Raw genomic sequence first — 13,165 nt, forward strand, 5'->3', positions numbered from 1 at the left:
GTGTAAGGTTCACCACATACCCACCGAATGCGACCCGGAGGATTCGTGCGCGAGATATCTGTCCCCGCCAATTTCACCATCGACCCGGATGCGTCCACGGTGGACGTCGTCTTCGATGCGGCCCGCACCGATCCGCAGAGCGTGCGCGTCAAGCGGTTGGTGGGGCAGGACTGGAAGCCCGTCACCACGAAGCAATACGCCGATGAGATCCTCGGCGTCGCGAAGGGGCTCATCGCCCAAGGTGTGCAGCCGGGAGACCGCGTCGCACTGGTCTCCTCGACCCGGTACGAGTGGCCCGTGATCGACTTCGCCATCTGGGCCGTCGGCGCGGTGACGGTGCCCGTGTACGAGACCAGCAGCTCGGGCCAGATCGATTGGATCCTGCAGGATTCGGACGCCGTGCTGCTCATCATCGAGGGACCGAAGCAGGCCGCCGAGGTGGCCGAGCTCAACGGCAAGCTGCACAACGTCAAGCGCGTTCTCCAGATCGACGCCGCCGAGGGTGAGCAGGGCGCCGTGGCCGCGCTCACCGCCGAGGGCGCCGGGGTCACCGAGGAGCAGGTGCACGCGGGCCGCGCCGGCGTGAAGGCCGCCGATCTGGCCACCCTGATCTACACCTCGGGCACCACGGGCCGGCCCAAGGGCTGCGAGCTGATGCACTCCAACCTCATGAGCGAGGCCGAGGCGATCCTCGCCTCTCCCTTCGGTGAGGCGATCCGGGGTGGCTCGAACGTGATGTTCCTGCCGCTGGCGCACGTGCTCGCGCGTGCCGTGAACATCGCGTGCTTCAAAGGCGGAGCCGTGGTGGGGCACTTCAACGACACCAAGAACCTGGTGCCGCAGTTCGCCATCTTCAAGCCGACGCTGATCCTTTCGGTGCCGCGCGTCTTCGAAAAGGTCTACGCCTCGGCCCAGCAGAGCGCCGTGGACGGCGGCAAGGGCAAGATCTTCGACGCCGCCGCGCAGACCGCGATCGAGTACAGCGAATCGCTTGACAAGGGCGGCCCCGGCCTGGTGCTCAAGGTCAAGCATGCGGTCTTCGACAAACTGGTCTACGGCAAACTCAAGGCCGCCCTGGGCGGGAACTGCAAGGTCGCGATTTCGGGCGGCGCGCCGCTCGGCGCGCGCCTGGGCCACTTCTTCCGGGGCGTGGGCGTGACCGTCATGGAGGGCTACGGCCTCACCGAGTCGACCGCGGCGATCACAGTGAACGTCGAAGGCGCACAGAAGATCGGCACGGTCGGCCGGCCGCTCGCCGGGCAGGGCGCGAAGATCGCCGAGGACGGCGAGATCTTGCTGCAGGGCTCCGTGGTGTTCCGCGGCTACTGGCGCAATGAGGAGGCCACCAAAGCCGCGCTCGAGGACGGCTGGTTCCACACGGGCGACCTGGGTTCGATCGACGAGGACGGTTTCCTGTCCATCACCGGTCGGAAGAAGGAACTGATCGTGACCGCGGGCGGTAAGAACGTCTCGCCGGCCGGACTCGAGGACGCGCTGCGTGGCAACCCGCTGATCTCGCAGGCGATGGTGATCGGCGACGCGCAACCGTTCATCGCAGCGCTGATCACGATCGACCCGGAAGCCTTCCCGCAGTGGAAGTCCGCGAACGGCAAGCCTGCGTCTGCCAGCGTGGCCGATCTGCGCGAAGATCCCGATCTCAAGGCCGAGATCGACCGCGCCGTGGCCGTCGCCAACGACACCGTCTCCAAGGCCGAGGCGATCAAGAAGGTACGCATCTTGCCCGAGGACTTCAGCGAGGAGACCGGCGAGATGACGCCGACCATGAAAGTCAAGCGCAACGTCGTGACGCAGAAGTACGCCGACGATATCGCCGAGATCTACGCGAAGTAGTCACACGATCATCTGCGCCCCATCGGTTTTCCGGTGGGGCGCAGACGCTTCTCCGGCTAGTACGGGCTCAGCAGGGTCTGCAGGCGGTGGCCGAGGCGGCGCCAGTTGTAGTGCTCCCCCACCAATTCCCGGCCGCGGGCGCCGAAGGCGGCTGCGCGATCAGGATCGGCGAGCAGGCCCGCGACCGCATCTGCGATCGCGTCGACATCACGTCCTGGCACGACGTGACCCGACTCGCCCTCCCACACTGTCTCCGGCGCGCCGCCGGAATCGCCCGCCACGACCGGCTTTCCGGTTGCGGAGGCCTCCAGGAAGACGATGCCGAGACCCTCGACGTCGAGCCCGGCACCGCGGGTACGGCAGGGCATGGCGAAGACGTCCCCGAGATTGTGGTGCGCCGCCAGCTCACCGGCGGAGACGCCGCCGGTAAAGATCACGGCCTCCTCGACATCGGTGCTGCGAACCAGCTTGTGCAGAGTCTGGGAGTAGGGACCGCCACCGACGATCACCAGTTTCGCGCCGGGCACCTGCGCCCGGATCTTCGGCAGCGCCCGGATCAACATGTCCTGTCCCTTCCGCGGCACCAGGCGCGAGAGACACAGCACCACGGGCTCGTCGTCGCCCAGGCCGTACCGGGCACGCAGCTCCGAGCGGGCGGCTGCGTCGGGCTTGAAGACGTCGGTGTCGACGCCGGGCGGCAGGTGTTCCAAGGCGGCCTGCGCGCCGAAGGCGGCGGCGAACCGGCCCCGCGTGTACTTGCTGACGTACGTGATCACGTCGGTGGTGTCGCCGATCCGGCGCAGACATGCCCGCGAGGGCGGCAGCATCGACCAGCCCACCTCGTGGCCGTGGGTGCACGCCACGCTGTGCTGCGCACCGGCCGCCTCCAACGGTGCGGCGAGGAGCGCGAGCGGAGCGGCGGCACCGAACCACACCGTCTCGATGTCATGGCTGCGCACCAGATCCCGGGCGCGGCCGAGCGCATCGGGGCTCGGCACGAGCAGCGAGGTGGGATGCCGCACTACCTCGTAGGGCTGCGCTGCGTCGTACTCCTCGCTGCCCTTCCAGCGCGAGGCGTAGACGACGAGCTCATCGGCCGGCAGCTGCGAGACGAAGGCCTGTAGGTACGTCTGGATGCCGCCGGGGCGGGGCGGGAAGTCATTGGTGACCAGCAGCGTGCGCGGCATGGCTCAACCGTACTGGCGGCGTGCCCCGGGCCGGGGCACGCCCCCGAGTCCGCGCGTCGTCAGGGCCGCATCTCGTAGGCACCGTCGTACGCGGCCACCTGTTGCCACACCCGATCGAAGGACTCCTGATCGGCCACCGGCCGGCGCACCGCGCTCAGTGCCCACTCCTGCTGCGCTGCGGTGGCCGACGACTTGCCGTACAACCCTACGGCGTAGCCGGAGAAATCGCGGATCAGCACGTCGAAGATGCGGCTGAGCACATCGCGATCAAGATCGGTGAGGGCGGCCTGCTCCAGCACCAGCTGTCCGTAGACCACGAGCGAGAACAGGTGCCCGATGTCGAGCACGAAGTCGAGATCCTTGCTCTGTTCGGCATCGGGAGCCGCGGTCTGCAGCAGGGTACGCAGCGCCTGGGCCTGCTCGTAGAACACCGCGACGTTCGGGATGTCGAGGCGATCCTCGTAGGGCTGAGTCCAATCGGAAAAACGTACCTTCCCCGCGCCGCCGAGCGGCCCCTGAGCGAAGAAGAAGGCATCGTCGGCGGCGTCCCGACGCGTGCCGATAGCGGGGTACTCGGCGGGGTTGAGGAGGTAGTTCGGCATGAACTTGAGGATCTGCGCCACGTTCACGTGGACGGTGCCCTCCAGCCGTGGCATCCAGCCGATGAATCGGTTCGCCTGGTGGAAGTACGTGTTCTTCTCGTACCCCTTGGCGGCGATCACATCGAGCAGGAGAGTGACCACCTTCTCCCCCTCGGACGTGACCTTGGACTTGGTGACGGGATTGAACAGCAGGTAGCGGCGGTCCTGCAGGCTGGCGCTGCGGAAGTAGTCGACGGCGCGGTCACTGAACAGCTTCATGGCCGCCAGCCGGGCGTAGGCGTCGACGAAGTTGCCCCGCACATGACTGAAGTCGGTAACCGGGTGGCCGTACAGGATCCTGTTGTTGGAGTGCGTGATCGACTCGTAGAACGCGTGCTCGCAGATGCCGATCGCGCCGTGGCAGAGGTTGAACTTGCCGATGTTGACGGTGTTGAGGGCAGCAGCGAAAGCCTCCGGACCGGTGTGCAGCACGTCTTCCGGCGCCACCGGATACTCCTCCAGCGCGAAGGTCGAGACGAACATCTGGGCGTGCACCACGTTGTCGATCAGCCGGTAGTTCGGATGCCGGCTATCGGCGGTGAAGAAGACGTACGCCTCCGGGCCCTCCATATCGGCGCGGCGGCCGAAGACGGAGACCATCCCGGCGACATTGCCGTTGCCGATGTAGTACTTGGTGCCCGAGGCGGTGAATCCGCCGTCTGCCCCGGGCGTCAGCACCATATCGGTGTTGTAGACATCGGCACCGTGGGAGCGCTCGGAGAGCCCGAAGGCCATCACTCCACCATCGGCGAGCTGCTGTGCCGCCGTGCGTTTGGCCCCTTCGTTATCGCTCATCCAGATCGGCCCGAGGCCGAGGATGGTGACCTGCTCGGCGTACCAGTAGGACAGGCCGTAGAACCCGAAGATCTCGCTCAGCGCGGCATTGCGGGCTCCGTCCCAACGGCGATTCGGATCGCCGTCGGCGTACGCCGCCGGGGTGAGGAACGTGGCGAACAGCCGCTCGCGCTTTTCGAACTCCAGGAAGTCCGAGACCCATTCGGCCTCGAGGTCCGCCTGCAGCAGGCGCTCCTTGCCGTACGACTCGAAGAACTCGACCGTGGCCAGCAGCAAGCGCCGCGTCTCGGGATCGAAATGGGCGTAGTCGGTCGTGCGAGGATTCATCAGGAGGCTGGACATGCCTCACGGTACCGCGATTGCGATCACGAATCCCCGCGGTCGCTCAGAAGCGCACCGCGGAGTTGTACGGGCCCGCACCGTCGATGGACGTCACCTGGACGGGCACGCCGAAGGTCGACGCGTGGACCACCTTGCCGTCGCCGATGTACATGCCCACGTGGGTCGCCCCGGGGTAGTAGACGATGATGTCGCCCGGCTGCAGGTTCGACCGCGAGACCGGCTGGCCACCGGAGAGCTGGGCCTGCGAGGTGCGCGGCAGGCTCTTACCCGCCTGCTTGTACGCCCACAGCATGAGACCGGAGCAGTCGAACTGGCCGGGGCCGGAACCGCCCCACGCGTAGGGCATGCCCACGCGGGTGAGCGCGGCACGGACGGCGACCGCCTCCGAGGAGCTGCCCGGGGGAACCTTGGTCGGGTCCACGGGTACGTTCGGTCCGACGAGGGCACCGCGCTGCGCCCCGGTGAGCCGGTCGTAGAGGGCCTTGATCCGCGCGATCTCCGCTGCGAGCTGGGCCTTCTTCTTATTCAGGTCGTCGCGCTTACGCTCCGCGTCCGTCTTCGCGGTGTCGGCGCTCTTCGCGGCCTCAGTGGCACGCTGCTCGGCCGACACGGCGGCGGCTTTGGCCTTCTTGAATCCGTCGATCGTGCTCACCACGTCGCGGTTGAGGAAGTCGAGCGTGGACATCTGGTCGAGCATCTTCTGCGGTGAATCACTGACCAGGAGGGCGAAGGTGCGATTGGTGCGCGCACCCTTGTAATTGGCGCGGACGATCGCATCGACCTGAGGCTGCAGGGCGTCGCGCCGGGCCTGGACTGCGGCTACTTCCCGTTGCGCGGCGGTGACGGTGGCATCGGCGGCGCGCTTGGCGGCGGTCGCCTTCTCGACATCCTCCTGCGCGCCCTTAGCCGCCTCGTTCGTTCCGGAAGCCTGCTCGGAGAGCTTCTCGTACTGCTTGAGAGCCGCGTCCGCATCGTTCGGATCGGCGCCGGCACTACCGCCGACCGCGGCGCCCGCCAGCACGAGCAGAGCCGCGGAGACGGCGAAGCCACGCTGGGACGACGCACGGAGAACGGGCGGAATCGAGGGCACGAGCGAAAGGATCCTTCCAGGGATACCGCAGGTCAGAGGGCGAGCAGTTGCATGAGCAACAGCGCCCAGCGTACGTCAGTAGCGACGAACAGCGTATACCGACATTTCGTTGAGCGGGCTCACCTTCACCGGGGTGCCGTAGTTCACGGAGTGCACGACCTTGCCACTGCCGATGTAGAGCGCTGCATGACTGCCGCCGTTGTAGATCACCACATCGCCGGGCTGCAGATCGGAGACCGGCACGGGGCGACCGCCACCGAGCTGGCCGTAGCTATCGCGCGGCACATTCATGCCCGCCTGCTTCATGGACCAGTAGACCAGGCCCGAGCAGTCGAACGAGTTCGGGCCGGCCGAACCGTAGGAGTAGGGCAGTCCGGTGCGCGAGAGCGCCGCCTGCACGACCTTGGCCTTAGCACCACCGGGCTGAACGCCTGCGACGGTGGTGGTCCCCGGCTTCGGTGCGATCTGCACGCCGGTCACCACGCCCGGGCGGGCGGCGACGTTGTGCTGGGTGGCGGCGCCGGGAACAGCCTTGGGCGCCGGTTTCGCGGCGGGCTTGGCCTTGACGGCGGGCTTCGCTGTGACGGCGGGCGCCGGGGCGCCGGGGGCAAGCGGCGCGGGAGCCGGAGCACCGGGCACGGCGGGAGCGGGCGCCGCGAGGGCGGTGGCCGCGGGGGCTGCGAGCGTACCGATGGTCACGGCACCGGCGGCGAGGGCACCGCGCGCGGCGGTGGCACCCTTGCTGGGCTGCGGCTGAAGACGGTGTTTCGCCACGAAGCGATCTCTCCTATGTTTCTTCCCGACCGCCGACCGAGTTAGCTGACGGGTTCGGGCGAGGAAGATGCCCTACGCGGTGTGCGTCGCCGTTGTGGCGCCGCACTCCGGCGATTCACCCCGAGTACTACATGTGGGTCCCCGGCGGGGCCTGCCGGCCCCTTAGGCGGTGACCTCAGGAGACGGGACGGAATCGCCCCGGAGTCCTCCATAAGGTCTCGGAAAGATTACGAAACGGAAACGCGCCTGTCTAGCCGGACGCGCCGATGTGACCGGCGACACGCCGGACATCAGCGGTCACCCGGCGCGTCTGCCCTGCTCAGGCACGGCGCGGAGGTGCGGAAGCATGCCTGCGCCGGCGAACTGGGCGATCGCGACATTCAGGTCGGGCTCGGACGCGGCCTCATCCTCACCTGCCGGCACATCCGGCCCCGGAGCGACGGCGACCACGGGGCCGAGCAGGAACCCGATCGAGCAGTCCCCACACGCCCGGGGTTTGGCGGGGCAGGTGGAGCAATCGATGTGCAGCGCCATGGCGGCGGTCCCTCCGTTGTCGGTCTGCCGGGTGGGTTCTCCGGTCGGTTCGGAAGGTAGGACGGTCCACCGACAAGTTTTCGTCCGGCGCCTCCGGGGTCGAACACGGTCGCGAAACCTGTCGGAGGTCCGTCCTACGGTCACGTCATGCAGCTGACGCTCGACGACTGCGACTCGCCGGCCGCCGATCCCGACCTGCGCGAGGTGACCTTCGTCGTGGTCGACCTGGAGACCACGGGAGGCTCCCCGAAGGGGGGCGATGCGATCACCGAGATCGGCGCCGTGAAGGTACGCGGCGGCGAGGTACTCGGCGAGTTCGCCACTCTGGTCGACCCGGAGCGCGGGATCGCTCCGCACATCACCCATCTCACGGGCATCACCACGGCGATGGTCACGGGTGCCCCCACGATCGCGTCGGTGCTGCCCGCATTCCTCGAGTTCGCACAGGGAGCGGTCCTCGTCGCGCACAACGCGCGATTCGACATCGGCTTCCTCAAAGCGGCCGCCGCCGCGACGGGTACGCCGTGGCCAAAACCGCAGACGCTGTGCACCGTGCAGCTCGCGCGGCGGGTGCTCACCCGCGACGAGGCACCGTCGGTGAAGCTCAGCGAGATGGCGCGGCTGTTCCGCGCGGAGACCACTCCCACGCACCGCGCGCTCGACGACGCCCGTGCCACCGTGGATGTGCTGCACGGACTCATCGGGCGGGTGGGCAATCTCGGCATCCGCACCTTCGCCGAGCTGCGCGGTCACCTCCCCTCCGTCACCCCGCAGCAGCGTGCCAAACGCGGCCTCGCCGACCCGCTGCCGGAACGCCCCGGGGTGTACCTGTTCCGTGGTCCGGGCGACGAGGTGCTCTACGTGGGCACCTCCCGCAACCTGCGCCGCCGGGTGCGCAGCTACTTCACCTCCGGGGAGACGCGCGGACGGATCAAGGAGATGGTCGGGCTCGCCGAGCGCGTGGACCACGTGGAATGCGCACACGCACTCGAGGCCGCCGCCCGCGAATTACGGCTGATCGCGGCCCACACGCCCCCGTACAACCGGCGCTCGAAATACCCGAAACGCGGCTGGTGGATCTGTCTCACCGTGGAGCCGTTTCCCCGGCTCGCGGTGAAGCGATCCGCACCGGCGGGGTCCGTGTGCCTGGGCCCGATCCGCTCCCGCACCGAGGCGGCCGACCTCGCCGATCTCATCGCCGAAACCTGCGGCCTGCGCACGTGCACCACCCGGTTACGGCCTGGTGGTGCGCATGCCTGCGCGCTCGGGCCCGACGGTACGCGCCCCGTCGGCGGCTGCCACGGTTCCGTCAGCGCTCCCGAACCGGCCTCGCTCTACCGGCCGCGCGCCGACCGGGCAGCGGCGATGCTCACCGGCCGCTCCAGCGCCGTCTTCGACGCCCTGCAGGCGCGGCTCGACTCGCTCGTCGAACGGGAATTCTTCGAATCGGCGGCGCGACTGCGGGACCGGACCGCGCAGTTGGTCGACATCACGCTTCGCTCACACTCGCTGGCGGCGTTCGCTGAGGTACCCGAACTGTCGATCGCCCATCCCGACGGCGCCGGCGGATGGGAACTGTCGATCGTGCGGCACGGCCGGCTCGCCGCCGCCGGGGTGGCGCCGCGCGGCGTACCGCCGATGCCCGTCTTCGACCGGCTGCGGTCCGGTGCGGAAACGGTGTACGAGGCGGACGCGCCGGCGGATCAGCCCGCGCTGTTCGTGCCCGATGCGCTGTTCCCCGCCGATGTCCTGCACGGTGCCAGCCCGGAGGAGGCCGCATTGCTGCGGCGCTGGGCATTGCAACCCGGCACCCGCATCGTCGAGGTGCGTGGCACCTGGGGTGAGCCGCTGCACGGAGCGGGCCGCTGGCGTGAGTGGGCCGAGCGTGCTCTCACCGCCGGCCGCGATGCCCGCGCGGCGGCATCGCAGCCGCAGCGCAGCGGCAGGCAATACAGTGAGGGCACCACGCACGCCGCGTGAGCCCAGGCGACGAAAGGCAGCCGCAGTGATCACCGCGATCGTCCTCATCAACGCGAATGTGCACCGCATCCCCGAGACCGCGCAGGCGGTGGCGAACATCGAGGGCGTGACCGAGGTGTACTCCTGCGCGGGCGACATCGACCTGATCGCGAAGCTGCGTGTGCGCGAACATGATCAGATCGCCGAGGTGGTCACCGAAAAGATCAACCGGATCGACGGCGTGGCGAACACCTCCACCCACATCGCCTTCCGCGAGTACGCCAGCTCCGATGTCGATGCGGGCTTCGATATCGGCAACTGACCGCTAGTACCCGCTGTGACTGACGTCGGCGGCGGGCACGTCGATGCCGAAGTCCTCGGCCTGCGCAACGATCTTCTGCGCTCGCGCGAGACGCGGCAGATCCGATCCATCGGTGATCGTGCCGCCGGACGCCTCGAAGGCGGCGATGAACCCGTGCGCCCAGGCGATGTCGTCGCGGCTCGGACTGAGCCCGGCGTTGATCACCGCGGCGTGCTCGTGCGTGAGGCAGAGCTTGCCCGACATGCCCATCTCCTTGGCGTGTGCCGTCCCGGTGGGCAGGTGCGCGATGTTGAGCGTGGGCCCGTCGATCGGCGCCGGGAGCCGGGCCGCGCGGGAGGCGATCACCAGCTGCGACCGCGCGTAGGCCAGCGCCATCGGGTCCTCGCCGACGGCGGTGTCGCGCTTGAAGTCTCCGGTGCCGAAGGCGATGCGGAAGGTGGCCTGCGCGGACGCGATCCGCGCCACGTTCTGCATCCCGCGCGCGGTCTCGACCAACGCCAGTATCCGGGTGTCGTCGGGCAGCCGGTCGGAGGTGTCGTCCAGGTGGCTCGCCGACTCCGACTTCGCCAACATCACCCCCTCCAACCCCGCGCAGGTCTTGAGCGCCGCACAGTCCTCGCTCCAGAAATCGCTGGACGCGTCGTTGATCCGCACCCACGCGCGGTGCCCGGTGCTGAGCCATTCGACCGTGTCCTTGCGCGCCTGCCTCTTATCGTTGGCGGCGACGGCATCCTCGAGATCGATGATGATGGCGTCGGCCTCGCTGGCCTGGGCGATGGCGAACAGCTCCGGATGCGACGCCGGGACGAGCAGCCAGGAGCGGGCGATCTGCGGCGAAACTCTGCGGGCACTCACGCTGCGGAGTCTAGGGAGGCTCCGCGCCGCTCACGGTCGATCGCGCCTTCTGTTCATTGTTTCAGCGCCGCCCCGCCCGATCAGTCGGAGATGTCGGCGACCGTCGCGCCGTACGCCGCGACGAGTTCCGCCGGATCGAGCAGGGCGCTGTAGCCATGCGCTCCGGCGCCGAGCGCCACGACCGGCCCGGCGATCCGCTCGTCGACGTACACCGGCCAATCGCCGCCCGCCCCCACCGGGGTGATGGTTCCGCGCTCGTAGCCGGTGGCGGCGAGCGCCTCGTCGGCGGGCGGCATCGCGAGCCGGTTCACCCCGACCACGGCGCGCAGCTTCGGCCATGCGATCGACCGGTCACCCGGCACCAGGGCGAACAGGTAGTCGCCCTCGCCGCGGCGCACCACGAGCGATTTCACCAGCCGGGACGGCGGCAACTCCATCAGCTCGGCGGCCTCCTCGAGGCTGCGGGCCGCCGGGCGCTCGCGCACCGTCACCGTCAGGCCCCGGGCGGCGGCGTCCGCCCGCATCCGCTCCAGTCCGGCGCTCATGCCGTCGCGATCTCCTGGGACAGCGCGATCCACCGGTCCAACAGATCGGCTCCCGCACCCGAGTCGACGGCGTCGGCGACGCGCGGCAGGTGGCTCGCGATCGAGTCCTCCACCGTCTCGCCCGCGACCAGGCCTTCATACGCGGCGACTGCGCCGGCCGCGTTGAGCAGCACGGCGTCGCGCACCGGCCCGGCCTTGCCACCGAGGAAGTCACGTGCGATCTGAGCGTTCACGGTAGCGTCGCCGCCCCGCAGTTCGTCGAGCGAAACCCTGGGCAGGCCCAGCCGGGTGGGATCGACCGATTCGACGCCGACGCCGTTCTCCTGGACCCGCCACACCGTCGAGGTGGACGTGGTGGTCAGCTCGTCGAGGCCATCGTCACCACGCACCACGATCACATGGTCCTTACCGCCGCGGTCGGCGAAGGCCTGCGCCACCACGGGAGCGAGGTCCGCGAAGGCACAGCCGATCAAGCCCGAGGAGGGCCGCCCCGGGTTGGTGAGCGGACCCAGCACGTTGAACACCGTGGGGATGCCGATCTCCTTGCGGGTGGCGCCCGCGAACCGCAGGCCCGAATGGAACACCGAGGCGAGGCAGAAGCCGATGCCGAGTTCGGTGACGGTGCGGGCCACACCGTCGGCGTCGAGCGCGATCGCCACGCCGAGCGCCTCCAGGCAATCGGCTCCGCCCGATTTCGACGAGGCCGCACGGTTGCCGTGCTTGAGCACGGGCACCCCGGCCGCGGCCACCACGATCGAGGTCATGGTCGAGATGTTCACCGAGTGACTGCGGTCGCCGCCCGTGCCCACCACGTCGACCGCCCGGTCGGTGAACGGCACGGGGGTGGTCAGCGAGAGCATCACGTCGGCCAGGGCGCGCACCTCGACGGGCGACGGGCCCTTCATCTTGATGGCGACGCCGAACGCGGAGATCTGCGACGGCGTGGCACCGTCGCTCATGATCTCGGACATGGCCCAGCGCGCCTGCTCCGCGGTGAGATCGCGGTGAGAGGTGAGCTCGGTGAGAACCGTGGGCCAATCCATGGCCACAGCGTAATCGGCTTCGCTCAACCGGTTATCTGGAGCACCTGCCAGGACAGCGCGTGCCCGCCGTGCCGGGCCATGAGTCCGGCCATCCGGGATCGCTCCTGCGAGACGTGCAGCGCGTCCACCCGCTGTACGCGTGCCACTGCCACCAGCTCGCACCCGGGACCGTGACCGAACACCCCGGAATCGGGCACCCGCACGTAATTGTCCTGCGCGACGATCTGCAACACTTCGTCGACCCGCGATGCGGGCAGTTCCAGCAGGTGCCGGAGCACGCTCTGAGCCTGCGGATCGAAGTCCTCCGCGGCGTCCAGAACGGCCGACGAGGCCACCGCGTCATCCCCCGATCCGGCCACGGGAACCAAACCGGGGGTATGGGGCGTTATCTCTTCAGTGGGGCGCCGGAAAAGGCGCCGCAGACGGGGTTGTTGCTCCGGTCGGCCGTTCAGGTCGTACGGCATCGGCTCCTCCATCTGGCGGCGGCAACAGCGCTGACGTGGCACTTCGTCGTGGGGCACGGAACACCGTCCGCCTGCCCGCGATATTCGACGCGCCCAATCTGCGACCCGGGTAGGCATTCGATACTACGACCGGTCATACTTGCGAGGTGACTAGCGCCGCACCCACCTCAGCTACAGCCATCACCCAGCGCGTGCACTCACTCAACCGGCCCAACATGGTCAGCGTCGGGACCATCGTCTGGCTGTCGAGCGAGCTCATGTTCTTCGCCGGGCTCTTCGCCATGTACTTCGTGGCCCGAGCCGGCGCCGGTGAGAACGGCTGGCCGCCCGCCGATACCAACGTCAGCCTGTGGGCGGCCCTTCCGCCGACCATCGTGCTGATCCTGTCGTCGGTCACCTGCCAGCTGGGTGTGTTCGCCGCCGAGCGGGGCGACGTCTTCAAGTTCCGCATCTGGTACTTCGTCTCGTTCCTGATGGGCTTCGCGTTCATCCTCGGCCAGCTGAACGAGTACAAGACGCTGATCAGCGAGGGCCTGACCCTGAGCTCCTCGGTCTACGGTTCGGTCTTCTACATGGCCACGGGCTTCCACGGCCTGCACGTGATGGGCGGCCTGGTGGCGTTCATCTTCATCCTTGCCCGCAGCCGCGCTTCCAAGTTCACGCCCGCCCAGGCGACCTCGGCGATCGTCGTCAGTTACTACTGGCACTTCGTCGACGTGGTGTGGATCGGCCTGTTCGCCGTCATCTACATCATTCGCTAAGA

At 68.6% G+C, this 13,165-nt stretch carries 13 protein-coding genes and 1 riboswitch; of the genes, 4 read left to right on the forward strand and 9 right to left on the reverse strand.

The window, feature by feature from the left end; translation table 11 throughout:
- Positions 1–45: 45 nt before the first annotated feature.
- The gene (locus TPAU_RS13405; protein WP_013127297.1) at positions 46–1,851 is read left to right on the forward strand and encodes an AMP-dependent synthetase/ligase; all 1,806 of its coding nucleotides are present in this window, start codon (positions 46–48) and stop codon (positions 1,849–1,851) included.
- Positions 1,852–1,907: 56 nt separating this feature from the next.
- On the opposite strand, the gene TPAU_RS13410 is transcribed toward TPAU_RS13405, so the two are convergent.
- The 5 genes from TPAU_RS13410 to TPAU_RS13430 all read right to left on the reverse strand — a co-directional run bounded on the left by TPAU_RS13410 (position 1,908) and on the right by TPAU_RS13430 (position 7,214).
- Positions 1,908–3,038, reverse strand: a complete 1,131-nt coding sequence (locus TPAU_RS13410; RefSeq protein WP_013127298.1) for a glycosyltransferase family 4 protein — start codon at positions 3,036–3,038, stop codon at positions 1,908–1,910.
- A gap of 59 nt (positions 3,039–3,097) precedes the next feature.
- Entirely contained in the window at positions 3,098–4,816 is a 1,719-nt protein-coding gene (locus tag TPAU_RS13415; protein ID WP_013127299.1) for an acyl-CoA dehydrogenase family protein, read from the reverse strand.
- A gap of 43 nt (positions 4,817–4,859) precedes the next feature.
- The gene (locus TPAU_RS13420; protein WP_013127300.1) at positions 4,860–5,906 is read right to left on the reverse strand and encodes an NlpC/P60 family protein; all 1,047 of its coding nucleotides are present in this window, start codon (positions 5,904–5,906) and stop codon (positions 4,860–4,862) included.
- 75 nt (positions 5,907–5,981) lie between these two features.
- Positions 5,982–6,680: a C40 family peptidase gene (locus TPAU_RS13425; protein ID WP_013127301.1), complete on the reverse strand. Its 699-nt coding sequence runs from the start codon at positions 6,678–6,680 to the stop codon at positions 5,982–5,984.
- A 15-nt stretch (positions 6,681–6,695) separates the two neighbouring features.
- A riboswitch (cyclic di-AMP (ydaO/yuaA leader) is annotated at positions 6,696–6,859 on the reverse strand.
- A 118-nt stretch (positions 6,860–6,977) separates the two neighbouring features.
- Positions 6,978–7,214, reverse strand: coding sequence for a hypothetical protein (locus TPAU_RS13430; RefSeq protein ID WP_013127302.1), 237 nt, complete (start codon positions 7,212–7,214; stop codon positions 6,978–6,980).
- A gap of 147 nt (positions 7,215–7,361) precedes the next feature.
- On the opposite strand from TPAU_RS13430, the gene TPAU_RS13435 reads away from it, so the two are divergent.
- A complete protein-coding gene (locus TPAU_RS13435) occupies positions 7,362–9,194 on the forward strand; it encodes a DEDD exonuclease domain-containing protein (RefSeq protein WP_013127303.1) in 1,833 nt (610 codons plus the stop codon).
- Between the two features lie 25 nt (positions 9,195–9,219).
- Positions 9,220–9,495, forward strand: a complete 276-nt coding sequence (locus TPAU_RS13440; RefSeq protein WP_013127304.1) for an Lrp/AsnC family transcriptional regulator — start codon at positions 9,220–9,222, stop codon at positions 9,493–9,495.
- Between the two features lie 3 nt (positions 9,496–9,498).
- Here the strand turns inward: TPAU_RS13440 and TPAU_RS13445 are convergent, their stop codons facing one another.
- The 4 genes from TPAU_RS13445 to TPAU_RS13460 form a co-directional block, all read right to left on the reverse strand.
- Positions 9,499–10,350, reverse strand: a complete 852-nt coding sequence (locus TPAU_RS13445; protein WP_013127305.1) for an HpcH/HpaI aldolase/citrate lyase family protein — start codon at positions 10,348–10,350, stop codon at positions 9,499–9,501.
- An 80-nt stretch (positions 10,351–10,430) separates the two neighbouring features.
- The gene (locus tag TPAU_RS13450; RefSeq protein WP_013127306.1) at positions 10,431–10,895 is read right to left on the reverse strand and encodes an aminoacyl-tRNA deacylase; all 465 of its coding nucleotides are present in this window, start codon (positions 10,893–10,895) and stop codon (positions 10,431–10,433) included.
- Entirely contained in the window at positions 10,892–11,938 is a 1,047-nt protein-coding gene (trpD, locus tag TPAU_RS13455; protein ID WP_013127307.1) for an anthranilate phosphoribosyltransferase, read from the reverse strand. Before trpD ends, TPAU_RS13450 begins: the two co-directional genes overlap by 4 nt.
- 23 nt (positions 11,939–11,961) lie before the next feature.
- Complete coding sequence (locus TPAU_RS13460) at positions 11,962–12,297, reverse strand: hypothetical protein (protein WP_049825848.1); 336 nt, start codon at positions 12,295–12,297, stop codon at positions 11,962–11,964.
- A 251-nt stretch (positions 12,298–12,548) separates the two neighbouring features.
- Here TPAU_RS13460 and ctaE point away from each other — a divergent pair, with 251 nt between their 5' ends.
- Positions 12,549–13,163: an aa3-type cytochrome oxidase subunit III gene (ctaE, locus tag TPAU_RS13465; protein ID WP_041944432.1), complete on the forward strand. Its 615-nt coding sequence runs from the start codon at positions 12,549–12,551 to the stop codon at positions 13,161–13,163.
- Positions 13,164–13,165: the final 2 nt, after the last annotated feature.

The sequence above is a fragment of the Tsukamurella paurometabola DSM 20162 genome, from assembly GCF_000092225.1.
GTDB lineage: Bacteria > Actinomycetota > Actinomycetes > Mycobacteriales > Mycobacteriaceae > Tsukamurella > Tsukamurella paurometabola.

Coding starts and splice junctions, on each gene's coding strand:
- TPAU_RS13410 (WP_013127298.1), bottom strand. CDS start 3,038: ATGCCGCGCACGCTGCTGGTCACCAATGACTTCCCGCCCCGCCCCGGC.
- TPAU_RS13430 (WP_013127302.1), bottom strand. CDS start 7,214: ATGGCGCTGCACATCGATTGCTCCACCTGCCCCGCCAAACCCCGGGCG.
- TPAU_RS13450 (WP_013127306.1), bottom strand. CDS start 10,895: ATGAGCGCCGGACTGGAGCGGATGCGGGCGGACGCCGCCGCCCGGGGC.
- TPAU_RS13435 (WP_013127303.1), top strand. CDS start 7,362: ATGCAGCTGACGCTCGACGACTGCGACTCGCCGGCCGCCGATCCCGAC.
- trpD (WP_013127307.1), bottom strand. CDS start 11,938: ATGGATTGGCCCACGGTTCTCACCGAGCTCACCTCTCACCGCGATCTC.
- TPAU_RS13415 (WP_013127299.1), bottom strand. CDS start 4,816: ATGTCCAGCCTCCTGATGAATCCTCGCACGACCGACTACGCCCATTTC.